The sequence below is a fragment of the Rheinheimera sp. 1928-s genome, assembly GCF_029269265.1.
In the GTDB taxonomy this organism is placed as follows: Bacteria; Pseudomonadota; Gammaproteobacteria; order Enterobacterales; family Alteromonadaceae; genus Pararheinheimera.
Genome location: NZ_JARIXP010000001.1, coordinates 277,598 through 303,709, shown reverse-complemented (window position 1 = coordinate 303,709; position 26,112 = coordinate 277,598). Strand labels below are relative to the sequence as shown.

The following is a 26,112-nucleotide window of genomic DNA, read 5'->3' as shown; positions in this document are numbered from 1 at the left end:
CTACCAATCAACAGGACTCTGACGAGGGAGAAAACAACAATCAGACCCCAGCTAACTTCTGATTGCCCCGTTACTTACCACTATTGCCGCCAGACAAAGGCTGCAGAAAAGTAACCTTTCACAAATATGACAACGCTGTCATATTCATATTAGTGTTTTTTTTCACCAAATCAAGTGTTTTTCGTACTAAAGCAGCATGAATATAAAAAAGCTGAAATACAGGTAAAAACAAAAATACTCAGAGGATGTAAAGCAAGCAGAAGTTAGAGGTATACCAGACTAAAACCAGGCCGCACTTGCTGTGCTGCCTGGTTAATACAGTAGGGATCAGGCTGCGGTAGTTGCAGCTTTGCCAGCTCGCTCACCTAAACGCTGCACTTGCTGCAATGACATTAAATGCGCATAAATTGCAGGCATCAGACCACGTTTGTTTAAATCCAGTAACTGCTCGTCAGACAATGAATTTAATTTTTTCTCGTCGACAATATAGATGCCGGATATTTCCCGAGGCTGGCCTTCACGCGTGATAGTTAAAGTCTGAGGGATAAGCAGATCCATATCCGCCAACACTTTGTTAAAGGCTCTGGTGCTTTGAGATTGCATAAAAAACTCACGCATCGACTCAACACGGGATTTAAGGAAGTCAGATTCAGTGCCGTCTTCGTTAAACAGAGCATGACCTGTTTCAGTATTCACCATATGGCTGGATTCAACCAGAGCAACAACCAGTTGGCCTTCTTTGCTTGGATCATCGGCCAAAATTAACGGGTGGTTCCACAGCACTCTTGGCACATAAAAACCCTGCCACCGGCCCTCTGTCACCATCAGGTTTTCACCTGTTTTCAGTCCAAGCATAGCCACAACGTCGAAACGCTCTGATGCAGGATCTTTAATAAAAACAATCGGCATTTCCGCGCCGATACGAACGAATTCCTGAACTACTACAGGCAGAATATGCTGCTCTTGTGCAAAGGTGAACGCCTTGGCAGTGTTGATTTTGGTTTGTGCATGTTTTTCTTTTTGTAGCGGAGCAATTTGCAGTGACATGAATAATACCTTTTACATCATTAACGAATCTAACCCTGTTCTGGGTTACCGACTAATTTACAGCAGACTGATGTATGCTAAATTTAGCCCTCAACTTACCCCAGTTTGGGCTTTGAAACCAGAGGAAAAGCAGAATTTTTCCAGTCTTTTACAGCCAGATTAACTGTGTGATGAGCGGTGTTTTATTTTTGTAGCGGGTAAAAAAAACGGCATATCAATCTATGCCGTTTTCTACATTCAAACTCTGATTAGAATCTTAAATTCGCACCTAGCGTAAATCTGCGGCCATTTTTGTAGATAGAAGTTGGACGTTCTTTATCAATATGATACTGATACATTTCTTCGTCCAGCAGGTTCACTGCTTCAAATACAAACTGCACATATTCGTTCATATCGTAAGTTAAGCTAGCGTCTACCTGACCAAAACTATCGGTGTAGGATTCTGAACCAAACTCGCTCAGTCCGTTGTAGAACTCAGTGCGGTAGTTGTAGCTAACACGGGCGCTGAACAGGTCATTTTCATAGTAACCAGTTAAGTTAGCCATGTGCTTAGAGCTACCAATAATCAAACCAGACCCCGGATTATTCACTGCATCACGGGCCTGATCACTGTCAGAATCAGTGTAGGTATAGTTGGTAATAACACCAAAATCACCTATGGCCTGCTGATAAGACAACTCTAAACCCTGAGCTGTGCCACCTAAACCATTAGCTGGCTCAGTGATAGCAACCTGCACGTCTACATCATTGATCTCGTCATATACAGTTTCCATAGTCACAGTATTAAGCACCGAACCCTTGATATCTTTATGGAAGAAGGTTGCTGCTAATAGCGAGCTTGGATTGAAGTACCACTCATAGGCGACATCAAACTGGTTTGCACGCACCGGGTCAAGCATTGGGTTACCACGGCTACCTGTCAAAGTCACAGTGTTAGTGGATTGCTGGTTGGCAATATTCACATAATCAGGACGTGACATAACACGGGCAGCAGAGAAACGTAACAGCGTATCTTCCGCTACATCAAAGACTATATTCAGGTTCGGCAGTATATCGGTGTATTCGTGATCCACTGTCGCATAACGAACATTCCAGTTGCCTTCATTAGCGGCATCAACTGCGCCAGCTAATAAGTTATAGCCATCCAGCATAGAGATAGAGGCCGCAACCCAGTCACCATCCCAATTGTAACCAGATGACTCAACCTGAGTTTTCACCAAACGTACGCCCATATCGCCACGTACACCATCACCGGAGAAGTCGCCCTTAATGTAACCGGCCCATATCTTCTCGTTTACTTCCCAGGTGTTAGGTAAAAACAGGAAACGTGCCGTTGGTGAACCATAGGCCTCTGCAGGGAAAGCAAGGCTGGCAGAGTTAGCTCGATTCATCAGGGGGTAATAAGCATAACTGTCTCCACCGGCAAAATCGGCAAAGGTGTATTGGCCTAACACCTGATTAGCCCAGTTGGTTTCACCTGGTCTTAAAGTTCCATATGGACCATTGACCGGGTCAACATGTTGAGCGTCTGAACTCCAGTGGAAACGAATACCATCCTGCTTCTGACTTTTAGTATGGTCCTGATAAAACACACCGGTTTTGATGGTGTTAAACAGACCATGATCAATATCAAATGAATAATCCAGGCCTGCGTAGTCTTCTTTATCCGTCATAACACGGGAGCCTTCCTGCATCCAGTCCAGTGTACGGCCAAGAATGTCATCCTGAGTTTCAAGATTACCCGCAGTCACATAGTTCGACAGATTTAAACCTGAATCATAACTGGACGTCGCATAAGTACCGTTAAACTGATGGTATCTGTCACGCGACGTACCGCCTTCGGCCTCGGTGGTACCTAACTTACCGGTAATTTTGCTACCGCTATCCAGAGTATGGTTGATCTCAAAATCATAAGACTGAGCATCGCTGTAAGAAATACGGTCTATGATTGCAAACTCAGAACCAACATTGTTTGCAGTACCTGACACTATACCGCTACCTCTGATAACAGCTGAATCTTCCACAAAACCTGAATTGTAAAACGTATACAAATTGTGGTTGATGTTGTTCGCGTCTAAGGTGGTATCCAGCACGTTCAGCACTATGTCGGTTTGATCTGACGGACGCCATTGCACTGAAACTAAACCTGTTTCACGCTCACGCTCCTGCTGGAAAAAAGCATCGCCAATAATGCGTGGAGCCCAATAGTCCTCGCCATCCACTTCCTGACGGCCAAAACCTAAAACTTCTTTACCTTCACGGGCCAAAGTACGGTCTTGTTTTGTTAATGACACCAGAATACCGAAGTTTTCATCGTCATTTTTCCAGGAATAAAGACCAGATAACTGAGGATCCCACTCTTCAGATACATCGCTGTACTGATTCTGCACTTGGAGTGAAACAGTATTAGCGTCCAAATCCAATGGCTTACGGGTTTTCAGGTACACTGTACCGCCCAGAGAACCTTCCTGGATATCAGCTTGAGGTGATTTGTAAACTTCTAAATCAGAAACAAGGTTTGAAGGTAATAATGTGAAGTTAAAAGCGCGTGATGGATTATCCAATACAAACCAGTCAGCGGAAGCAACTGAAGCACCATTTAACAAAGTGCGGTTTTGCGCTGGATCTGTGCCACGAACTGCAATTTTTTCGCCTTCACCAAAACCACGAGTCACAGATACACCTGTAATACGTGACAAAGACTCTGCAACGTTTTTATCCGGAAATTTACCTATATCTTCAGCGGTTACGACATCAACTACAGCGCCAGAAAAACGTTTGGCATTGATATTGGCTTCCTGCGAAGCACGAATACCGCGAATTTCAATAACTTCTACTTTCTCTTCTTGTGCAACCTGAGCCTGATCCTGAGCTAAAACCGGCAGTGCGCAAGTTGCAACACCGATCAACAAACTCATTTTTACGGCCTGAGCACACTTATTCATTTTATTGTGCAGCATAAGCTTCTCTCCCATTCCTGATTTTTTTTGTGCGATGATTTTATTGTCCTGAAACAACAGATTTTCATGATCCCATCATGACAACGCTGTCATTGAAATTTAACATACACAAAAAAAATCAGCTTTGCAAACTCCTTTAGATGAAAATTTAAACGAATTTCAAAAGTCAGAAATGTCCCGTTAGAACTGTTTTTTATAACGAACTGTTCAGCGCCTCCTCTGCGCCTTAGAAAGCACCTAACGTATCTGCATGATTAATATAAATAAATTTAAAAAATATTTTAGTAAAAATAAAAAAGAACATTTTTTAAGCAAAAAAGCTGGAATAAATGTTTGCCGTTTCAGCAAAAAAGAGTTATCCCTTAACTTAATATTTGTTACAAAATGACCAGCGCTGTCATAAAGTTAGCTGGATCGGTACAAAAATTAGCTTATTTATTTTCAGCATAACGCCATTTGGTGTTGTGCTTTTTGGGATCCAGCAATGAAAGTGACCATTCATGACGTAGCGGCCAGAGCCGGTGTGTCAATCAAGACAGTGTCGCGGGTGATGAACAACGAACCGTCGGTAAAACAAGCGACGATCGATAAAGTGAATCAGGCGATGCAAGAGCTGCATTATCAGCCAAGTGCTGCTGCCCGTAATCTTGCCAGTACTAAGTCGTACAGCATAGGCTACATCTACGACAATCCAAACGCCTATTATGTGATTGATATGCAACGAGGCTTGTTGGATGCGTGCCGCCGTCACGGTTATGAATTGCTGATCCATCCAACCAATGCAAAATCACCTGGCATAGTACAGGAAGTCATTGATCTTGTTCAGCATTCCAGACTGGCAGGTTTAGTATTAACACCACCATTTTCCGAAATGCCTGAAATAGCTGAAGCCCTAAGCAGCATTAATGTTGATTTTGTCCGTATTATTTCCGGCTCTACGCCATCCCCCAAGCAAACCAACTGTGTGCTGGTTGACGACTTCACGGCGGCATTCAAAATCACCAACCATCTGCTGGAGCTGGGTCATAGTCAGATCGCGTTTTTATGTGGAGACGACGAACACAGTTCAAGTGGCGAACGTCTGGCAGGCTTTAAGGCAGCATTAACCAAAAGAGGCATCAACGCCAATCCAAAGTTTATTGTGCCTGGCAGCTATTCGTTTGAATCCGGCGTAAAAGGCGCAACTCAGTTGCTGGCATTGCCCAACAAGCCAACAGCTATTTTTGCCTGTAACGATGAAATTGCAGCAGGTGCTTTATTTAGTGCGCGTTTGCAGCATATTGAAATTCCGCAACAGCTTTCTATAGTTGGTTTTGAAAATAGCCCGTTCTCGCGGCAAACCTGGCCACCATTGACTACAGCGCACCAACCGAACAGCACCATAGCGCAAAGTGCAGCAGAATTATTGTTTAAGCATACCAGACCAGGTAACCATAGCCAGACTGAAGATCAGCCTGTGTTTATCCCGGAGCTTTTGGTGCGGGAATCTACAGCTCAGGTTAGTAGCTAAAAAATTTGGGGTCAGATCACATTGTTAACAGTTAACAATGTGATCTGACCCCATTTTATTCGGGCAATGTTTTTATTTAAGGCGCAACCAGTTGCAGCAATATACCTGTGAGGTAGCCGCCATAAGTACCCAGCGCATAACCAAATACCGCCAGCAATACGCCAACAGGAGCTAAAGCCGGGTGGAAAGCGGCGGCAACTATAGGAGCTGAAGCTGCGCCACCTACGTTCGCCTGACTGCCGACGGCCATATAAAACAGCGGAGCTTTAATCAGTCGGGCAACAAAAATCAGTAAACCAGCATGGAAACTCATCCAGATAATACCCACCACAAACATCACCGGATAATCCAGAATAGCAGTCACATCCATATGCATGCCTATGGTAGCAACCAGAATATATAAAAAGGCAGAGCCTAATTTTGAGGCGCCTACCGACTCCAGGTTGCGGGCTTTAGTGGTCGACAATAACAAACCAAAAGTAGTGGCCAGCAATACCAGCCAGAAAAACACGCTGTCTAAGCTGTACATTTCAAGTGCTGGTGCATTAGCACCAATCCATGGAGCTATCCAGTCTGCCAGCAGATGCGACAAACCAGTGACACCAAAAGCCACAGCCATCAGCTTCATTAAATCAGCCAGGCTTGGGTTGCGGGAGTTTTCCGCCTGATATTTTTCGATTTTAAGTTTTAACGCTTCAATACCAGAAGTATCTGCGCCATTGGCTTTATCGAAACGCGCTGAATTGCTGGCCATCCACAACAAAACCGCCATCCAGATATTTGCCACTATCACATCGACAGTGATCATCACTGAGAAGATAGGCCCACCCACTTCGAACACTTCTTTCATAGCGGCCTGATTAGCGCCACCACCAATCCAGCTGCCAGCAACAGTGGTCATGCCACGCCAAATCGCATTTTCGCCCTCTCCGCCTACAGCTTCAGGAGCAAAACTTCCGACAAGAGCCAAAGCCAATGGGCCGCCAATAATGATACCGGCAGTGCCTGTTAAAAACATAATCAAAGCTTTAGGCCCTAAACCTAAAATAGCTTTGAAATCAATGCTTAAAGTTAACAACACTAAACTGGCTGGCAATAAATAACGTGATGCTACTTTGTATAAGTCAGATTTATCGCCGTCTATCACTCCAAAGCTGTTAAACAGCGAAGGGATGAAATAACACAACAATAATGCAGGCACATATTTGTAAAAACTCTGACAATATTTATTACTACTTTGGCTGGTATGAAATACCAAACCCAGGATCACTGCCAGCAATCCCAGTACCACAGCATCATTGGTAATTAATGCGGTTGATTGTTCCATGATTTTTCCTCGGTTATCCCCGTCCTAATTGAAGCTGCGGTCTTGCTGGCGTGTCGCCGCGATGCAATTCCAATTACTTTGGGTATAGCGCTGGTGATGTGTAGTAAATGGCTATTATTTTCAGCTTTAACGCTATTTATTTGTGATAACAGACAAAAACATCAGTTATCCATGCCATTCCACCAACAGAACTTTGTAGTTATTTTTTACGTGACGACTAAATCTATCACAGCAGGCGGGACCGTCAAAACAAAGTTGCTTGCTATGCCATAGTTCAGCAAAAAATAACGACTAAATCCCCTCACACACAAAATTGTCAGGCTATAGCACTAAAGTACCGTTGTGGTAAAAAATCAAAACTCTTAACCTGCCAGACAGAACAGTTTTAGCGGCGGAGTTGGCAATGAATATACTGATCACAGGTGGCACAGGGGGTATTGGGTTTGCGGTAGCCGAACATTTTGGTGCTATGGGCCATCATGTCATTCTGGCTGATATCAACGCAGCCCAGTTAGACATCCGCCAGCAAGAATTAACAGCGGCAGGCTATAAAGCCAGTAGCATACTGCTGAATTTAACTGAACAGGCGTCTATTGAAGCCTGTGCCCAGGCCTATCAAATCGATATTCTGATCAATAATGCCGGAGTGCAGCATGTAGCGCGGCTGGAAGACTTTCCTGAAGAAAAATGGCAGCAACTACTGCAGGTGATGCTGACAGGTCCGGCTATGCTGACCAAAGCTGTATTACCCCGTATGCAACAGCAAGGTTTTGGCCGGGTGATTAATATAGGGTCTATTCATGCACTGGTTGCCTCGCCGTTCAAATCGGCTTATGTGGCGGCTAAACATGGCTTATTGGGCTTTAGCAAAGTGGTCGCGTTAGAGAATGCCAACTTTGATTTCACTATTAATACCATTTGCCCTGCTTATGTCCGCACTCCTTTGGTCGATCAGCAAATAGCAGCTCAGAGCAAAGAACATAACCTGACCGAACAACAGGTGATCGACCAAATCATGCTGGCACCCATGCCACAAAAGGCTTTTATTGGTGTGGACGAAATTGCCAGCACAGCAGCTTTTTTATGCGAACCTGCGGCCCGGCATATCACAGCTCAAACCCTGGTACTGGATGGCGGCTGGACGGCGCGATAGATGCTGCAGCGCAAATATTGCGCTGTTGGCTGGACAGCAGATCCAACATCAGGGCAGAATGAAAATATGCTGTGGCCGCTGAAGTGATTATGACCTTACCTGCCAGCACCATTGGTTTGGGCACCATTGCTGCTTTGTCTTTACTGTATTTACTGGTGTTATTGGGCGTTGGTGCTGTGGGCCGCAGGCTGCAGCGCCGTCATCCACTTTCGCCCTGGATTTTCAGCTTTGCTTTATCCATTTATTGCACCTCCTGGGCTTTTTATGGTGTTACCGCTCAGGCTGCGGTAAATGGCTGGTGGATACCCCCCACTTACATTGGTTCACTAATTTTATTCTGGTTTGCTTTTGGCTTAATAGGCCGGATAGCCATTGCCTGCCGTCGCTACCGTATTACTTCTGTCGCCGACTTTATTGCCACCCGTTATGGTCATTCCCGCTTATTGGCGATACTCACTACAGTCATAGTGCTGATCGCTATCATTCCTTATATCTCGTTGCAGCTACAGGCCATCAGCACCAGCATTCAGGCGCTGGTGGTGATGCAAGACAACAGGCCCTGGTATCAGGACACCGGGCTTTATGTCACGCTTTGGTTAGCTGTTTTTGCTTTATTATTCTCCGGGCGCAGCGCCAAAGCGCATCAGCCGAATCCAGGTTTAATGGCGGCTATAGCTTTTGAATCTCTGGTGAAATTACTGGCGCTGATTGCCATAGGTATTTTCGTCTGTTGGGGCATGTTTGATGGTATCACTGATATTTTCAGCAAAGCGGCTGAACACCAGGCCGTGCAAGAGCTGCAGCAACAAGGCCAGCCTTCTTATGTGTACTGGGTGCATGTGTTATTGGGTTTTGTCGCTACTTTATGTTTACCCCGTCAGTTCCATGTCAGTTTTGTCGAAAACCAGCAGTTAAGTCACCTGCATCAAGCCCGCTGGATATTCCCAGGCTACTTGTTGCTGATGAGCTTCTTTACCCTGCCCTTAGCTTTAGCCGGCATTATGATGCTGGGGCCACAAGCCAATGTGGATTTAGTAGTGCTGCAACTGCCACTGGCGGCCAACCGCACCGACATCGCCTTGCTGGCTTATTTAGGCGGATTCTCTGCCGCAACCAGTATGGTAATAGTCGCTACTGTGGTGCTGGGTATAATGGTCACCAACGACTTACTTACTCCGCTGATTTACCGCAAACAACACAACGAAGATCCGGGCCAGCAAAAAATCAAAGTAGTGACTTTAAGGCGCTGGTCCATGTTGGCCGTGCTGTTTCTGGGCTATTTGTATTATCGCTGGATAGGCACTGGTACTGGTTTAGCTCAGCTGGGTTTAATGGCTTTTGCCTTAATAGCTCAACTGGCACCACCGCTGATTTTAGGCTTATTCAGTCAACGCATTAACCGTCAGGGCACAGTAGCGGCACTGTGCAGCGGCCTTGCGATTTGGGCTTATATTTTATTACTACCAGAACTTGCCAGAGCGGGTTTTATCAGCGGCGATTGGCTGACTGAAGGACCTTTGGGCTTGAGCTGGCTTGCCCCTACTCAGCTGTTTGGCGGGCATCTCGATTCAGTCAGTTTAGGGGTAGTACTGAGCTTAACTGTTAATACGCTGATGTTACTGCTGGTTAGTCACTTCAGCCAAACCCGCTTAGGCGAATGGCTGGAAAGTTACCGTTTTTTACGTCGCCCAAGTCAGCCAAGCGCCAATAACCACAATACTGTGTTAAGTGTGCAGGACGGCTATTTATTAGTACGGCGCTTTGCCGGAGAAAAAGAAGCAAAGAAACTGCTGCAACGCTACAGCAAAACAGCGGTAGAGCCTGAACAATGGGCCAATCCGCAGTTTATGCAGGCGGTAGAACGCAGTCTGGCCGCTGTAGTAGGTGGCGCCTCTATGCGACTGTTGCTGCAAGCTTCAGGTAAACATGCTCAGTTGCCGATTGAATCTGTTGCACGTTTTGTTGACGAAGCCAGTCAGGTATTTCAGTTTAATCAGGCTTTATTGCACGCTACCATCGACAATATCAGTATGGGCATCAGTGTAGTGGACGCCGATATGCGGGTTATTGCCTGGAATCAGCGTTACCTCGAGCTGTTTGATTACCCTCAAGGTCTGGTTGAAGTGGGCAGGCCAGTGGAAGAACTCATTCGTTATAACCTGCAGCGAGGTCTGGCGGGTCAGTCTTTATCCCAAGTGGAACTCAGCCAGGAAATACACAAGAGGCTGAATTATTTACGTCAGGGCAGCAGCTATAAATTTCAGCGCCAGCAACAGGATGGCCGTATTTTCGAAATGCAGGGCAACCCTTTGCCCGGTGGTGGTTTTGTCACGACGTACAGCGATGTCAGCTCCTTTATTGAAGTGCAGCGTGAACTGGAACAAAGCAATAATACACTGGAACAACGTGTGAAAAGCCGCACTGCGGAGCTGGAACAACTGAACCGCCAACTGGAGCAGACCAAACAACAACTGGAAGCCAATACAGCCGCCAAAACCCGCTTTTTTGCCGCCGCCAGCCATGATTTAATGCAACCTTTTAATGCCGCCGCCTTGTTTTGTGGCCTGATCCGTCAGCAAAGCCAGCAGGATGAAGTGAAACAACTGGCACAGAATTTAAGCCATTCGCTGAATTCTGCTGAAGAATTACTGGCGGCTATTCTGGAGCTGACCAAGCTGGATGCCGGGGTGGTCAAAGCTCAGCCTGAAACTTTTGCCTTAGCTGAATTATTGGATCAAAGTGCCCGCGAAGCCGCCGTATTAGCCCATAACAAAGGCTTAAGTTTCAGTTATATTCCAACCCGCCTTGGCACCTTAAGCGATGCCAAACTATTAAAACGGGTGATCCAGAATTTATTAGCCAATGCCTTGCGTTACACCCACAGCGGCAAAATTCTGTTGGGAGTAAAACGACAAGGCTCCCAGCTCCAAATTTGTGTCTGCGATACAGGTATAGGTATCAGTGAATCAGACCAACAAAAAATCTTTGACGAATTTCAGCAAGGCAGCCAGGCCGACCAAAAAGGTTTAGGCATTGGCCTGGCTATTAGTCAGCGTATTTGCAGCTTGTTAGGCCATCAAGTCGGTTTTAGTTCTGCTGTTGGTAAAGGCAGCTGTTTTTATATCAAAGTTCCGCTGGCCAGAGTCAGCCAACGTGTATTGCCACAACTTAAATCCAGTCAGCCCAGTGGTTTTGCCGGACAACGTATTCTGTTGATGGATAACGAAGCCGTGTTGCTGCAAGCCGTATCACAATTACTGCAAAGCTGGCACTGTGAAGTGCAGGCCGTGAATTCACCCAATGAAGCACTGGCCGCTGTGCAACAAGGCTTTAAACCTGATCTGATGTTGTTTGATTACCATCTGGATCATGGTGCGACCGGAGTTGAAGTGGCGATACAGCTGGCAGAACATTTTGGCATCACTGCACCAGTGGTGATCAACTCAGCCGACCAAAGCGCCGATATTCGTCAACACGCACTGAATGCTGGTTTTCATTTTATGCTCAAGCCACTGAAAGAAGTGTCGTTAAAGCGGCTATTGCAAAGGTTACTGAATTAAAATTTACACTGCAAACTGCTGCTGCAAAAACTGGATCACTACCTTTAAACCTGCCTTCATATGATGGCGGTTGGGGTACACCAGGTGCAGCGGCAGAGGCTCCGGCATATAGTCTTGCATCACTTCCACCAGACTGCCGTTTTGTAGCTCCTTTTCCACCTGATAACGGGTGACAAACAACAAGCCCATATCGGCCAAAGCCGCATGTTTCAGCGCTCTGTTGCTGTTACACAACACCCGGCCTGTAGTCAGCACTTCAATACGCTGATCCTGGTATCGAAAATACCAGGTCCGATCGGCAATAGATGAACCTGAACTCAAACATTGGTGCTGACATAAATCAGCAGGGCTTTGTGGTGTGCCAAAGGCTTGCAAATAACCGGGGGAAGCCGCCAGCGTAATAGGTAAACCCGGTAAAGAACGGGCTATTAAACTTGAATTCGCCAGTTGGCCAAAACGGATGCCTAAGTCCATTTTGTCAGCAATCAAATCTATCACTTTGTCGTTTAGATCCAGTTCAACGCTGAGTTTAGGGTACTGTTTCAACAACTCTGGCAACAAAGGGGCGATACGCAAAGTACCAAAGGTAACGGGCACACTAATTCGAATTAAGCCCGAAGGCTCATCCCGCAGTTCAGACAAGTGATGTTCAGCCTGATCGGCCTGAACAACTACCTGCTGACAGTACTCAAAAAATGCCTCCCCCTCTGAAGTTAAGCTCAGTTGCCGGGTGGAACGCTGTAATAAACGCACGTTTAAATGTTGCTCTAAGCGACTGATGGCTTTACTGACCGCACCCTTGGACATATCCAGCGCCACAGCAGCCTGAGTAAAACTGCGACTTTCCACTACTTTGGCAAATGTAGCCATGTCACTTAAACGTTGTAGCAACGACATCCCTGCACCTTTTTCTTATGCTGTTTTGCCCTTGATTTTAACCGGATTTTTTCACTCTGACTGTTTCTTTTAGGAAACTATCTGTCTTTGTTTGGGCAGCTAATCAAAGCCATAGCTAATGCTTACACTGCTCAGTATTCAAACAGCGGAATTGATACAACAGGAGGGAGCTACTATGTTCAGTCAAAGTTTAATTCAGGTGTTTAAAGGCTTAGCTGATTTTCATGGTTATGTGCCAGTGACTCCTGTAACCCAAAGCACCCCTGATAAAACAACAACGGCCTGTCAGATAAAACCCGCTGTTGTTACCTCAATTCCAAAATCATCAGTGGCTGCCAGTTGCAGCCATACAGCAGTTCCTAGCTAAAAGGCGTTGCCGCCTCTTGTGCCCACCCTAGCGGTGGGCTTTTTTTAAGTAAAGATCTACAGATTGCGCAGCCAACAACCGAACTCAGGATAAACACTCAGGGCGCAACGCCGCAGTTCCACGCAGAACAGAGTTAAATTAAAACTCATCCGGTAGTTTTAGCTTTTCAAACAAAATACCGGCCAAAGTACGGTTGTTCACATTCAGTTTGCGCAGTATCGCCGACACATGCTGTTTGATGGTGGTTTCCTGCACCTGCATTTCAAAAGCAATTTGTTTATTCAGTAAACCGTCGGCAATCATTTTCAGCACGCGGAATTGCTGAGGTGTCAGCTGTTCCAGCCTGCGGGCAAAATCCTGATCAATCAGATCTCTGGCTTTTTCCACATCGTTCACCAGCTCAGCTGGTACCCAGGTTTCCCCTGCTACCACTTGAGCCACTGCTTCAGATAACAAATCCAAAGGCGCAGATTTTGGAATATAAGCCGAAGCCCCTAGCTGCAACGCTTGTTTAATCACGGCAGGATCTTCAATCGCAGACACCATTAAAATGGCAATATCAGGGTATTCAGTACGAAGTGAAGTTAAACCGGCAAAACCTTCAGCATCTGGCAATTTTAAATCCAGGAAGATCAGTTCGGTATCCGGGTGTTGCAGCAATAAAGCCCATAACTGCGCCATGCTATTGGCTTGCAGCAGCACAGCATCAGTGCCAAGAATTTGTTGGGAAGCCTGTGCCAGAGCGACACGGAATAACGGGTGGTCATCAGCAATAATTGCAATCATTCCTTTAGTACCTTACATACAGGGTGATTAAAACTAAACAGTTGAAAGATATAACAATACCTGTGGTTACACATTTTGCGGCTTCCAGCTGTATTTCCCTTTAAAATAGTTATCTTGGCGCTTTCGACGACCGCCTACAATAGATGAATTTTCAAAGTCCAAGCGGCGTTCTTGGATGCTAGCGTATTGATTTTTTAGTCAATTCTACATTGTGTCCGCGCAATCGACGATTTTTCTCATATTCTTTTTTAGCACCCCTGTTTGCTTTCCCTCTGAATCTTTATCTACTTACTGGATTAAGCCCTAATCCGCTCTAACAAGTCAGGCTAATCATTATGAATAAGAGTTCTGCTAACCCCAGCCTCTTACCACCGCTTTAAACTTGAGTGCACCACTCATTGCCATCGCTGTGCACCACGACTTTCAGTGGTCATCCACTGACTGTTGTGAGCTAGTTGTAGAGCTATCGTTGATCGGAAGGTTAGCCATATTTTCCGAGTTTATACAAAATGTGGTCAATTCTGTTTATAAGCTTAAGTCTCCATCTTAAAGATGGATTTGGGGGAACTGGATATTTAAGTAATGCAGCTAGTGCAGCTGGGTGATCACGCTTTTCTGGGGCGAGAATATTGTTTACGTAGATCATCGCCTCGTATGGGCCAGCAATTCCGGACCCATAATAGGCGATAGCCAAGTAAGCACTGGCTATATCTGATTTTTTACTGCTAAAGGAAACTAGGCAGGCCAAAGATATTTCATGAAGCTTTCTAAATATATTTACGTCGTATTTTTGAATACATGTCCTGACAAATTGCTGGGTTATTGTGCTTGCCCCTTCAATTTTGTTGAGGGCTTTATATCGGTATATTGCGCGACATATGGCTATAAAGTCGAAGCCCCAGTGATAGTCAAACCGATGATCCTCTGCAAGTTTTAGATACAAAATTGAGCTGGCGAGATCTGGTTGAATTTTATGGGTACGAAGAGCTCTAAGTATCGCTAAGTAGTCATTTCTAGAATTTTTACTAATAAAAATGTATGTAATAGATGCTGCTAGTACAAGCAGACTAAGCGGTAGATTGAGAACTCTCAGGAAGATCGTTTTTTCCAAGTGACCTGCCCAATTTGATTTGAAATGGTTGATGCAAATCGGCCAGTCAGTGACCCGTCTTTTTCTTGGCTCAAAATATGAATTGTTGTTGAATTCCTGAGTTTACCCACTTCTTCAATGTGAATACATATTTTATCCTGGCCTAAATAATTCCGCTCTATGTGACCAGTTATTTTTACCTGTGTTCGTTGCTTGCCGTTGTAGGGTTTCTCCTCATTTTGGTTTTTTTCATATATTTTTTCGGCGCTTCCGTATATTGTATTTCCAGTTCTAGCAACTAAAACAAGATAGCGAAGAACCATCCCTTCATAAGGTTTAAACTCAGTTGACATAGTGGTTTGATCGTATGTCCATGAACCATCTATGTCTAGAGGCTTGAATACCTTTTCTCTTAGCAGGAAGAATGCGTAAGTCAGTCCTGCGCCGCTGATTAGGCCAGCTAATATGTCAGGAAGAAAGGTGGCAAAATTCATGATTACCTTTTAGCAAAGATTTATATAGCTCGCACACGCATTTAGCCGCTCTTACCATTGCACGTACACCCTTAATAATCTTTCAGAATCAACTATCTGGTGAAATGGTGCTTTCGGTCAAACTGCTGGTACAGCAAATTTCGACTGGCTGGAGCCTTAAATGCCATTAAGCAGTTACACTTTTTAAACTACTAATCATAACAGCGCAGTATCAACTCTTTAAAACCTCTTTTAAACATACTGAACCGGGGCTTCCGCCCCGGCAAGTGTTTTTTAACCTTCGTACCTGAAACCGAAGACAAGGGCGGGGATAAACCCCGCCCCTCCGCCTTAGAAACGATATCCTAAAGTTAAGCTGTAGGTTCTTGGGTCGCCGTAATAGGCCGTAATGGTTTGCTCACCCGCCAACAGCGGGAAGTTGTAACCGGCAATACGGGTTTCTTTGTCACCTATATTGCGTACCTGGGCCGATAGATCCCAGTGACCATCGTTGGAGTACCAGGTCGCCCCAGCGTTAAAGATGGTGTAACCACCAAAATCCAGCACCGAAGGCACTTCAAAAATTTGAGTGTCAGCACGGTACGAACCCATGACGTTATAAACAATTTCACCTATACCTGCACTTTGAGTGTATTTCAGACCTAAAGTACCAGTCCATTCCGGAGTATTAGCAAAAGACCAGACATCCGACACGTCTACATCAGTTTGTGATACAGGGTCAAAAAATACCACTTCATTAAACTTCGCGTCTGTGTAGCCGAGAATACCGGTAAATTCTAAGTTACTGGTCAATACAGAAATCATCTCGACTTCAAAACCACGTATATCAGCACTGGCGGCATTCAATACCTGAGAAGCCACTGTGTTATTTACCGCACGCTGCACTGTCACCTGCATATCGTCATAGCTGGAACTAAAAGCCGCAGCGTTTAAACGTATAGTGCGATTATTCCATTCACTTTTAAAACCAACTTCAACAGTGTCGACTGTTTCTTCCTGATAAGGATCGCCAGCATTCGGGTTAATAGACTGGTTGCCACGCATATCAAAGCCACCAGATTTAAAACCGTCCGTATAAGAGCCATACCACATAAAGTTGTCGGAGCTTTGATATTCAAAACCTAAACGGGGAGAGAAATGACTGAAGCTTTCGCTGCCTTCAAAATCAGATTGCACAGCAATTGGAGTGCCATCTGCACGAGGCAATTTATACCCCAGATAAACAAAACGATATACATCAGCATCTTTATCATCTTCGGTGTAACGGCCCCCTAAGGTAAAAGACAGTTTGTCAGTGAACTGGTAACTGCCTTGGGCATAAGCTGCCACGCTGTCCGTTTCTACACAACCACCGTTTTCAATAGTCACGCCCAAGCCTTGCACCAGCACAGTACCAAAAGCACCACAGGCATCCCCTTTGAAATAATACAGGCCTGATGCCATCGTCAGTTTGTCGCCGTTAAACAACAGCTGCAGTTCTTGCGACGTTTGTTCGTCTTCATAAAAGGCGGGTACATCTAACGAGGGTAATTCGGTGGCATCGAAGTCGATATTCGTGTCTGTCACCCCTTCACGTTTAGCGGTAATGGATTTTAAGGTCCAGCTATCGTTTATGTCCCAGGCAATAGTCAGTGACTGACCTTCAGTCACCACAGAGTTATCCGCCGGCATACTGGTATTGGAATCAAAAACACTTTCTGGTGGCGTATCGCCAGTCACTAAACTTGGTGTTAAGCGATGGCCCCCTTTGGAATTGGAATCATCTTCAGTGCGGTCGGCGGCAAAACTGAAACGTAAATTATCCGTCGCTTGATACTGCAAACTCACGCGGCCAGACAGGATCTCTTTATTGTAGTTTTCAGCGCCGGTATTGAGATAAGTACCAAAACCATCCCTGTTTAGTGTGGCTAAGGCGGCACCAAAAAACAGCTTGTCAGTTAATGCAGTCTGGCCAGCAATTTTGAAATCTTTTTGCCCGTAGTTACCTACTGTACCCCGTAAACTCAGCTCTGTATCACCACTTAAAGGTTTAGTGATGTATTTAACCGCGCCACCTATAGTGTTACGTCCATACAAAGTACCCTGCGGGCCACGTAATACTTCAATGCGTTCAACATCGTAGACGTCCAAAGCTGCACCTTGAGGACGAGCCATATAGACATCATCAATATAAATACCGACCCCGGATTCAAACCCCCACAGTGGGTCCTGCTGACCTATACCGCGGATATAAGCGGTTAAAGTACTGTTGGTACCACGGGACACCTGTAAAGTGGTGTTCGGCGAATAAGCCTGCACCGCAGTTATATTTTCAATACCACGCTGAGCCAAAGCTTCTGCACCTATAGAGGTCACAGCAACAGGAACCTGCTGCAGGTTTTCCGCAGTTTTACGTGCTGTTACCTGAATGACTTCCAGCGTTGCTTCTTCTTGTTCTGCTGTGTCGTCGGTGGCCTGTTCTGCCAAAGCCGGATTAAATAAAGCTGAGCCTATCAGCAGCGCTAATAAGGTCGGTTGGAATATAGTCTTCGTCTTCTTATTGTTATGGGCCATGTGCCTTCTCCTGCTAACTTGTCCAGTACCACTCTAGGCTGTCCTGCTGAAATGTTAAGCTGTACCTTAGTACTATACCCGCCACAAACTACACTCAAGCCAATGAAAATAAAAGGATTAACCAAACCAGCACCTGAGAGACTGTACCTTAGTACTATGGTTTGCAGCCTTACTTTCCACCAGACTGAAAAAAAAACACAAGGTTGTTTCTATGCTGAGTTTATTTGGTTTACTGGCGGGACTGGTGTTATTGATAGTACTGACCATGCGCGGCGTGAATCTGTTTATTCTGGCGCCACTCTGCGCTTTGTTTGTCGCTTTATTTAATGGCATCCCGTTTTGGCTGGCCGACAACCCGGCCAATTTTGTGCAGGGTTACATGTCAGGTTTTGCTGGTTTTGTCTCCAGCTGGTTTTTGATGTTTTTATTGGGTGCACTGTTTGGCAAGCTGATGGAGCACACAGGAGCCGCTGACGCAGTGGCACTTGCTATTGTAAAACGTATAGGCAAACAAAGAGCTGTTTTGGCTGTGGTGCTGGCTTGTGCTGTGCTGACTTACGGGGGTGTCAGTATTTTTGTGGTGGCTTTTTCCGCTTACCCCATGGCGGTGAGTTTATTTAAAGACGCCAACCTGCCACGGCGCTTTATTCCGGCTACTTTAGGTTTAGGTTCTGTCACTTTTACTATGACATCAGCAGGCTCACCGGAAATTCAAAACTGGATCCCTATTCAATACCTGGGCACCAGCCCTTATGCTGGCTGGGAAGTCAGTATCATAGTGGCTATTTTTATGGCTATTATTGGCTACTGCTGGCTGATGAAGATGATAAAAAGCGCTATGGCCAAAGGAGAAAAATTTGAAGGCCGCGACTCGGATCCTGTTGTAGGAAACAAAGCGTTACCTCATCCAATGATGGGTATTTTGCCTTTGCTGGTGGTGTTAATTTTGTCTTATCTGCTGCATGATTCCATGCAACAAGCTGCCTTGATTGTCGCTTTAACAGGTGGTGTCACGACCTTGTATCTGCTGAACCGTAAGTTTTTAACCTCTTTGGGCCAGACTTTGGATCAAGGCGCAACCGGAGCTTTAATAGCCATAGGCAATACAGCTGCAGTGGTAGGTTTTGGTTCTGTCGCTAAACTGACCCCAGCATTTGCCGCTGTAGTAGACACCATGACGCATTTACCTGGTTCTGAACTGATAGGTGCAGCAGTAGCCGTCAGTATTATTGCCGGTTTAACAGGTTCAGCTTCTGGTGGTCAGGCCATAGCCCTGCCGGAAATAGCCCCAGTGTATTTAGAACGAGGCGTGGATGCCGAACAGCTGCACCGCGTGGTTGCTATCTCATCCGGTGCTTTAGACTCACTGCCGCACAATGGCTATGTGGTGACTACCATTCGTGCTATCTGTGGTGAAAGCCACCAAAATGCCTATTGGCCTGTGGCTGCTGTGACAGTAGTGGTGCCTACACTTGGTGTGATCATGGCTATTTTCCTGTTCCAATGGTTTTAATCATAGGCATTTAGAAGGACAAAACGAATGAAGTCATGGCTTGGATTTATTTTACTCTTCAGCAGCTTTTTTGCTGCAGCAGAGCTGCCTTTGGTACAAAAACAGCAGTTGGAACTAGAGCGCTTCACCACCCAAAGTGGCGTGGTGTTAAAACAAGTCAAAACTGGCTGGGAAGCCTATGGCCAACTGAATGCCGATAAATCCAATGTGATTTTAATCACTCATTATTTTTCCGGCACTTCCCATGCCGCAGGCAAATACCGTGCTACAGATGCAGCACCTGGCTACTGGGATAAAATTATTGGCCCGGGTAAAGCCATAGATACCAACACATTTTATGTAGTAAGTGTCGATAGTCTGGCTAATCTGAATGCTTTTTCACCAGATGTGATTACCACAGGCCCTGCCAGCATCAACCCCGACACAGGTAAGACATATGGCCTGAGCTTTCCGGTCGTTACCATTCGTGATTTTGTTGAAGTGCAAAAAGCTTTGCTGGATCAACTCGGCATTGAAAAATTGTATGCCGTGATTGGCCCTTCCATGGGTTCTTTTCAGGCTATTGAATGGGCTGTCAGCTATCCGGATAAAGTAGAGCGTTTACTGCCAGTGATAGGCACAGCTTATATCGACAGTTTCAGTGCGATACGGCTGGAGCGCTGGGCTCAGCCAATTAAACAGGATCCAAAGTGGCATAAAGGTGCTTATCCCTTAACAGAGCAACCTCAAGGTTTAACGCGGGCATTGGCTTATGTCATTCAGGATGCGTTACACCCGGATTTATTTAACCAAAGCTACCCTGCCCCCGCTTTGGATAAAGCCATTCATCAGGATATTCAAAACGAATTACCAGCATGGGATCAGTTAATGAAAGCGGCTAAGCAGCGTTCAGCACAAATGGACGCCAATTCGTTGTTGTATCTGGTCAGGGCTTCACAATTATGGCGAGCTGGTATGGGCGACAACTGGCAGAAAAAGCTAAAAAGCGTAAAGGCCAAAACTCTCTGGTTGCCGGCCACAGGAGATTTATTGCTGACTCCGGCTATGGCAAAACAAAGTAAAGCTCAGATGCCCAATGCTTTGTATGAAGAAATTTCAGGTCAGGCCGGGCATTTAGACGGGCTGTTAAATATTCAGAGCAAAGCAGAACAAATCCGGACCTTTTTAGCTCAGTAAATTCTCCCATCACTATTTCTATCCACCCTGTTGAGGCTGCCTTCCTCTGGTTCAGCTAAAGCTAGCGCTTTAGCTGTTTTTTTTTCGGGCTGAGCGGGCCAGCAATCTTGTTGCTCAACTGAAACTACGCTCACCTCTGGATAGCGCAGTTATTTGTTGCTGAAGAAGGAAAAACAATCTAATTTAGAGGCTTACGATGACAGGGCAAGTCAATAACAGGTAGCCAAAAGGGAATAAGGTGTCTGTACGACGTTCTCTGAATATGGCTAAGCCTTTTAGAAATACACTTTGTGCATCAGATCATTAACCGCCGCATGGCAGTTGGTAGAACCAGGCAAAGCGTGCCAGCACAATATACAAATGTTAGTTGCTCCTAGGGATTTCGAATGCGTGCCATATTTACAATGCTAATTTTGGTTTCTTCGTTAAGCGCGAATGCGTGGGAGATTAGAAATCATTATAAAGATGAAACTAAATACAATCTTCTGTTACGGAATGGGAATGTATCAGAACTAAGCGCTATCTTGGAAAAAGAGAAACGTATCTTGTCTGGTATTAACCTTGGGCGCGTAATTCAATTACAAGCGGATAGCTTACAAACCGAAATTCACAATTATCTTAAAGCACATTATCCGAATGAACTGAGCGCGGCTCAATTATCAGCGGGTAATATGCACAACCCTAAAGTAATCCCACTTCGGAAGCCATTTGAGGAGGCCCTTGTTAAAAGCTCGTATGTGCAATCTATAGCAGAGATTCTTCGCGAGCATGGTTATGAGGTTACGGCGGCATCAACAGAGAAATTCATGTTAATAGAGCGCAACAAATTTGACGCAATGACATGGCTAAAAGTAGAGCAACTAACCAGTAAAGCCAGCAGGACGCCGCAAGCGGCGCCTCTGCTTTAGGCTTTAGGCGTTAGGCCATTAGGACACTCTTATGCACCGATCTGTAAAGCTTATGTGGGATGCCTACCTTGCGCATCAGTCTCAGCTATCACAGTTCCCCACTGATGCACCGCCAGCCTGGTATTTCTGCGACAACGAGACGGATGCTAATGAGTGTGCTCAGCTAGTCGTGAACGGCACAAAACGCGCAACATCACCGTCATTGTGGTTTTTTGAGAGCAGCGGTGAGGCTTTGCCGCGTATAGGCGATTTGAACATAGTGACGGACTGGAACGGTAAGGCCGTCTGTATTATTCGCACAACCAATGTGCAGATCCTCCCGCTCAACGAGGTCACGGAGGTTCACGCAAAAATGGAGGGTGAAGGAGACGGCTCGCTTGATTGGTGGCGCAAGGCGCATTGGAATTATTACCATCACGAGCTTCAAGGAACTGGCTATGAGCCTCAGCCTGACATGCCTATCGTCTTTCAAGAGTTTGAGTGCATTTTCCCGGCAGGCGCGGCCTAACAATCCATGCAAGCCGACGCCGCTTTTCGGTGCGGCTTAATTCAGGCGTTATATTCAGGTCTCAATACGTTATTTATCGCGGTCAGAACAAAATCATCTCATCCACAAATCATAAAGACGTCAGGTATTTTAAAGTCAGTTTGATTAGGTTGAGCACTATATCAACCACGTTTTAATAAGGATAAATTATGAAGCGTATTTATATGTCAGCAGCTCTGGTGTTTTCAGCTTTATTTGCCGTTGGCGAAAGTTATGCAAAAAACGAATCTCCAGTGCTGATAGGCCCTTACCTTGGGCAAAAGCTACCCGGTTCAACACCAGAAATTTTTGCACCTGGTATTGTTTCTACCGAAGGTTGGGAAGTTAGTGGAGCGTTCACACCTGAACTCAATGAGTTTTATTTCATTCGAGATAGCAAGGAAAGCGAAAAGCAAGAAATGGTTGTTTTTAAAAGTACCAATAATCGGTGGCATGAATCAGTTTTTTCACCAAGGGTAGGCACTCCTTTGATCGCGCCAGATGGTAAAACCATGCATCTGGGTAAGCGTTACAAGGAGCGCACCGAGACTGGCTGGTCTGAAGTGAAAACACTGGGTGCTCCTTTCGACAAATTGCCTATCATGCGCCTTACAGCATCCTCAAAAGGGACTTACTTTTTTGATGAATTCAAAAGAGATTTTACCGGGGATATCCGATATTCACGATTGGTAGATGGCAAACATGAAGAACCCAAGCTGCTGGGGAAAGAGATCAATAGTGGAAAAAGTTTTCATCCCTTCATAGCCGCAGATGAATCTTATCTGATATTTGATAGTAAAAGAGAAGGAGGTTATGGCGACTCAGATCTTTATATCAGCTATCGACAGCAAGATGATACATGGGGGGAACCCATTAATTTAGGCGACAAAATAAATACCGAAGGCTGGGAAGCAATGGCCAGCGTAACATCGGATGGTAAATATCTTTTTTTCAATCGAAATATGGCTCCAGGCAACCATGAAAACGTAGACATATTCTGGGTAGACGCACAATTTATTGAAACGCTTAGACCCAAGCAGTAAACCATATAACAATCCCAGCAGGAGCGACGCCAAAAGGCGACGCGCCTTCTGCGAGAGTTATACATATAGGAGAGTGTAGAGTGTTTTCTGCGGAGCCAAATCAAAATACTATCGTTGCAACTATCTGGTTTGCGATTGCACTTGCTGTTGCTTCATCTGCAATCATTGTCCTGTTTGGTAAAGCACCATTCTTGTCACCGGCATTATTGATGATGTCAGCGCTGCTGGTTATGTTAAGCGCGCAACGAACACAACGTTTTGCCATAGAGCCAACTAAGTTCAAAAAACGCATACAATTTGTCGCTTTTGCTACGGCTATTCTCAGCAGTCTTTCAATTGTGTTTAATTCGGCAGTGCAGTAAATGCATAACAAGGCGTTACTGTCGCGGCTGAGGCGGCTTAAGCTGCGCTCCAGTCACCCCAAAGCTTATAGTTACTTTGGTTTCCCCCCCTCATTGAAGCCTTAATGCCAAAACCGAACCTAGAGACAAAATAGACAATTTAATCAAATGATTAACTCTTGCGCTCTGTATGCTCTCTTTATCAGATTGCAGCTAAAACCTGGGTTTTAGTCACTCCTCCTAAACCGATTAAGTCTTGCCGCATTTGTGCCGTTCCTGTATAAATTTCACTTACAAACAACTGATCTAGTTCAGATCATCAACGTATGTTTGTAATGACCCCTTTACAGCAGCGGGCCTTTGCTCAAATCCCACCACTATTAACCCACTGAGGTGAACCATGACTCTGGTTAGAAAACTTGTTTTTGCTTTTGCTGCTATTGTGGCTTTGGTGACTTTATCGACCTTAATTACGTTAAATCAACTGACTAAAATGCAGCAAGCTGTAGAACTGAATAACCATACCTTTGAAGTGATCCGCACCACCAACAGGTTGTCTGAAGATTTAGTGAATATAGAAACAGGCCAGCGTGGTTTTATTATTACCGGCGATGAAAGTTCATTGCAGCCTTATCACCTCGGCAAAACCGGAGCCGAAACAGAATTAAAAGATTTACTGCAAAAAACTGCGGATAACCCGGCGCAACAACAAAGTTTAAAAACTATTCAAGGCCTGTATACCGATTGGCTAACTCAAGCTATTGACCCCAGCATCAGTCAGATGAAAGCAGCAGGTACAGATACAGCAGCACGCCAGGCAGTGCGCGAATTTATACGCACTGGGGTTGGCAGAGAGTTTATGGACCAACTTCGTCTGCACATGGACACCTTACAACAACGCGAACGAGATCTGCTGGACAGCCGCAGTCAGGACGCAGCGGCAGCTAAAAGTTTTGTCTTTGCGACCTCAATTATTGGCGGTTTGGTTATTTTGGTGTTCAGTATTCTGATCGCCTTGTACTTAAAAAATACCTTACAAAACCGCCTGCAAGTGGCCAAAGATTTAGTGTCATCAGTGGCAAGCGGCAAATTAAATAACCAGATTGACAGCAGTGGTGGCGATGAAGTGGCTGAATTGCTGCTGGCTTTGGGCAAAATGCAAACTCAGTTGCATCAGTTGATGAGCCAGATTAAATCTGCAGCAGCAGAGTTAAGTGGTGCCAGTTCCACCGTTGCCAGCACCACTGAACAACTGTCAGCCTCAGCAGAAGAACAATCTCGGGCCTCTTCATCTATTGCAGCTGCAGTGGAAGAATTAAGTGTCAGTATTGATTCAGTATCAGCCAATGCCAGCGAAGCTCAGACTATTGCAGGTAAATCAGGCCAGCAAGCACAACAAAGCAGCAAAGTGATTAATGACACAGTGGCCAGTATGGAACGTATTGCCCAAGTAGTGCGTTCAGCCTCAGGCCGCATTGAAGAGCTGGGTAAACAATCCGAGCAAATTTCTTCTATTGTCAATGTGATCAAAGGCATAGCTGATCAAACTAACTTGTTGGCACTGAATGCCGCTATTGAAGCAGCACGGGCTGGTGAACAAGGCCGTGGTTTTGCGGTGGTCGCAGATGAAGTACGTTTACTGGCGCAGCGCACCACTCAGTCCACTACTGAAATCTCCGGCATGATTGACGTCATACTGAACGGAACTGTAGATGCTGTAGGCCAGATGAGTACTGGTGTGGAACAGGTGAATATGGGGGTAGAACTGGCGGGCCAGGCAGGTCAGGCTATTGATATTATCCAGCACAGCTTTCAACAGGTGGTCAGCGTGATTGAATCGATTTCACTGTCATTGCACGAGCAAAACTCAGCCAGTAACGAAGTGGCAGGTCATATTGAACGAATTGCCACTATGTCAGCGCAAAACAGCGAAGCCACCCGCCATAACAGCGAGGTAGCACACGAGCTTCGCAATTTATCTAACGGACTGAACAACGCCGTAGCCCGTTTTACGTTGTAAAACAGTAAGACTCTGCTGAGGTTTGTAGGCAGGAAGAAGCAGGTAAAGCAGATTGCTTTTATTGCTTCTTTTTGCTAACAATCAATGTATTAGCATTAACAAGGCAGGCACACAATGAAGCGTCTGATTCAGCTGAGTTTGTTTTTGCTGAGTTTTTCTTTGCAAGCTGAGCCGTTACGTATTGTCAGCAGTGAGTTTGTGCCTCACAACGGCGAACAACTGCCAAATCAGGGTTATGCTATTCAACTGATCAGGGAGATTTTTGCCACTCAGCAGCAGGAAATACAGATAGAATTTTTACCCTGGCCCCGCGCTTTACTTCAAGCCAGGCAGGGCGAAGCTGTGGCTCTTATTAGTGTCTGGTTTGATAGTGAAAGAACCAGCTATCTACATTACCCTACGCCGCTTTACACCAATTACATGAAGTTTTACCACAGCAGCACAAAACCCATCAGGTTTACCGAACTGGAACAACTGGCCAAAACGCCTTTGCGATTAGGCGTAGTTCGTGGCTACAGCTACCCTCAAGCCATAAACACTCTGCCTTTTGAGTGGGTCGAAGTAAATACTGATCTGGAATCGTTAAAAATGCTGGCCCTGGGTCGGGTAGATTTGGTGATTTGCGAACAAATGGTTGCCGAATATCTACTCAGCACAGAACTTGCCGAATACCGAGCACAGCTTAGCCCGACAGGCCCTCTAGTCGAAGCCCGGCCTATGTACCTTGCATTTTCAAAAGCACATCCGGACTCAGAGCTCATGCAGCGTAAATTTGAACAAGGCTTACAGCAGCTCAAACAGCAACGCAGATTAGAGCTGTTACAACCTGTTTATTAAGGAC

The 26,112-nt window shown here is 45.5% G+C and carries 20 protein-coding genes; 12 read left to right on the top strand and 8 right to left on the bottom strand.

Features of this window, described 5'->3' with window-relative positions; genetic code table 11:
• Nucleotides 1-327 precede the first annotated feature (327 nt).
• A complete protein-coding gene (locus P3C17_RS01375; RefSeq protein ID WP_300927764.1) occupies nucleotides 328-1,047 on the bottom strand; it encodes a SapC family protein in 720 nt (239 codons plus the stop codon).
• A 248-nt stretch (nucleotides 1,048-1,295) separates the two neighbouring features.
• A complete protein-coding gene (locus P3C17_RS01370; RefSeq protein WP_300927763.1) occupies nucleotides 1,296-3,965 on the bottom strand; it encodes a TonB-dependent receptor in 2,670 nt (889 codons plus the stop codon).
• A gap of 526 nt (nucleotides 3,966-4,491) precedes the next feature.
• Between P3C17_RS01370 and P3C17_RS01365 the strand changes: the two genes are divergently transcribed.
• Nucleotides 4,492-5,517, top strand: coding sequence for a LacI family DNA-binding transcriptional regulator (locus P3C17_RS01365; RefSeq protein ID WP_300927762.1), 1,026 nt, complete (start codon nucleotides 4,492-4,494; stop codon nucleotides 5,515-5,517).
• Nucleotides 5,518-5,593: 76 nt separating this feature from the next.
• Here P3C17_RS01365 and P3C17_RS01360 read toward each other — a convergent pair whose 3' ends face one another.
• Nucleotides 5,594-6,844, bottom strand: a complete 1,251-nt coding sequence (locus P3C17_RS01360; RefSeq protein WP_300927761.1) for a DUF819 family protein — start codon at nucleotides 6,842-6,844, stop codon at nucleotides 5,594-5,596.
• A gap of 403 nt (nucleotides 6,845-7,247) precedes the next feature.
• On the opposite strand from P3C17_RS01360, the gene P3C17_RS01355 reads away from it, so the two are divergent.
• Together P3C17_RS01355 and P3C17_RS01350 are read left to right on the top strand one after the other, a co-directional pair.
• A complete protein-coding gene (locus P3C17_RS01355; RefSeq protein WP_300927760.1) occupies nucleotides 7,248-7,997 on the top strand; it encodes a 3-hydroxybutyrate dehydrogenase in 750 nt (249 codons plus the stop codon).
• Nucleotides 7,998-8,068: 71 nt separating this feature from the next.
• Entirely contained in the window at nucleotides 8,069-11,557 is a 3,489-nt protein-coding gene (locus tag P3C17_RS01350) for a PAS-domain containing protein (RefSeq protein ID WP_300927759.1), read from the top strand.
• Nucleotides 11,558-11,560: 3 nt separating this feature from the next.
• Here P3C17_RS01350 and P3C17_RS01345 read toward each other — a convergent pair whose 3' ends face one another.
• Nucleotides 11,561-12,454, bottom strand: coding sequence for a LysR family transcriptional regulator (locus P3C17_RS01345; protein WP_300927758.1), 894 nt, complete (start codon nucleotides 12,452-12,454; stop codon nucleotides 11,561-11,563).
• Between the two features lie 175 nt (nucleotides 12,455-12,629).
• Here P3C17_RS01345 and P3C17_RS01340 point away from each other — a divergent pair, with 175 nt between their 5' ends.
• Nucleotides 12,630-12,821 (top strand): hypothetical protein, encoded by a 192-nt coding sequence (locus P3C17_RS01340; protein ID WP_300927757.1) that lies wholly within the window; start codon nucleotides 12,630-12,632, stop codon nucleotides 12,819-12,821.
• Between the two features lie 138 nt (nucleotides 12,822-12,959).
• On the opposite strand, the gene P3C17_RS01335 is transcribed toward P3C17_RS01340, so the two are convergent.
• The 4 genes from P3C17_RS01335 to P3C17_RS01320 form a co-directional block, all read right to left on the bottom strand.
• Entirely contained in the window at nucleotides 12,960-13,607 is a 648-nt protein-coding gene (locus P3C17_RS01335) for a response regulator transcription factor (protein ID WP_008899872.1), read from the bottom strand.
• A 481-nt stretch (nucleotides 13,608-14,088) separates the two neighbouring features.
• A complete protein-coding gene (locus P3C17_RS01330; protein ID WP_300927756.1) occupies nucleotides 14,089-14,718 on the bottom strand; it encodes a transglycosylase domain-containing protein in 630 nt (209 codons plus the stop codon).
• Nucleotides 14,697-15,191 carry a hypothetical protein gene (locus P3C17_RS01325; RefSeq protein WP_300927755.1) on the bottom strand — a complete coding sequence of 165 codons (495 nt, stop codon included), beginning with the start codon at nucleotides 15,189-15,191 and terminating at the stop codon, nucleotides 14,697-14,699. The genes P3C17_RS01330 and P3C17_RS01325 overlap by 22 nt, the downstream gene beginning before the upstream one ends.
• A 330-nt stretch (nucleotides 15,192-15,521) precedes the next feature.
• Nucleotides 15,522-17,744, bottom strand: coding sequence for a TonB-dependent receptor (locus tag P3C17_RS01320; protein WP_300927754.1), 2,223 nt, complete (start codon nucleotides 17,742-17,744; stop codon nucleotides 15,522-15,524).
• A 211-nt stretch (nucleotides 17,745-17,955) separates the two neighbouring features.
• On the opposite strand from P3C17_RS01320, the gene P3C17_RS01315 reads away from it, so the two are divergent.
• From P3C17_RS01315 to P3C17_RS01280, 8 genes are all read left to right on the top strand, one after another.
• Entirely contained in the window at nucleotides 17,956-19,257 is a 1,302-nt protein-coding gene (locus P3C17_RS01315; protein ID WP_300927753.1) for a GntP family permease, read from the top strand.
• 27 nt (nucleotides 19,258-19,284) lie between these two features.
• Nucleotides 19,285-20,433, top strand: a complete 1,149-nt coding sequence (locus P3C17_RS01310; RefSeq protein ID WP_300927752.1) for a homoserine O-acetyltransferase — start codon at nucleotides 19,285-19,287, stop codon at nucleotides 20,431-20,433.
• Nucleotides 20,434-20,819: 386 nt separating this feature from the next.
• Nucleotides 20,820-21,341 (top strand): hypothetical protein, encoded by a 522-nt coding sequence (locus P3C17_RS01305; RefSeq protein ID WP_300927751.1) that lies wholly within the window; start codon nucleotides 20,820-20,822, stop codon nucleotides 21,339-21,341.
• A gap of 31 nt (nucleotides 21,342-21,372) precedes the next feature.
• Complete coding sequence (locus P3C17_RS01300; RefSeq protein WP_300927750.1) at nucleotides 21,373-21,849, top strand: ASCH domain-containing protein; 477 nt, start codon at nucleotides 21,373-21,375, stop codon at nucleotides 21,847-21,849.
• A 188-nt stretch (nucleotides 21,850-22,037) separates the two neighbouring features.
• Complete coding sequence (locus tag P3C17_RS01295) at nucleotides 22,038-22,910, top strand: hypothetical protein (RefSeq protein ID WP_300927749.1); 873 nt, start codon at nucleotides 22,038-22,040, stop codon at nucleotides 22,908-22,910.
• 80 nt (nucleotides 22,911-22,990) lie between these two features.
• Nucleotides 22,991-23,272 (top strand): hypothetical protein, encoded by a 282-nt coding sequence (locus P3C17_RS01290; protein ID WP_300927748.1) that lies wholly within the window; start codon nucleotides 22,991-22,993, stop codon nucleotides 23,270-23,272.
• A 379-nt stretch (nucleotides 23,273-23,651) separates the two neighbouring features.
• Nucleotides 23,652-25,271, top strand: a complete 1,620-nt coding sequence (locus P3C17_RS01285; protein WP_300927747.1) for a methyl-accepting chemotaxis protein — start codon at nucleotides 23,652-23,654, stop codon at nucleotides 25,269-25,271.
• Between the two features lie 114 nt (nucleotides 25,272-25,385).
• The gene (locus tag P3C17_RS01280) at nucleotides 25,386-26,108 is read left to right on the top strand and encodes a transporter substrate-binding domain-containing protein (RefSeq protein WP_300927746.1); all 723 of its coding nucleotides are present in this window, start codon (nucleotides 25,386-25,388) and stop codon (nucleotides 26,106-26,108) included.
• Nucleotides 26,109-26,112: the final 4 nt, after the last annotated feature.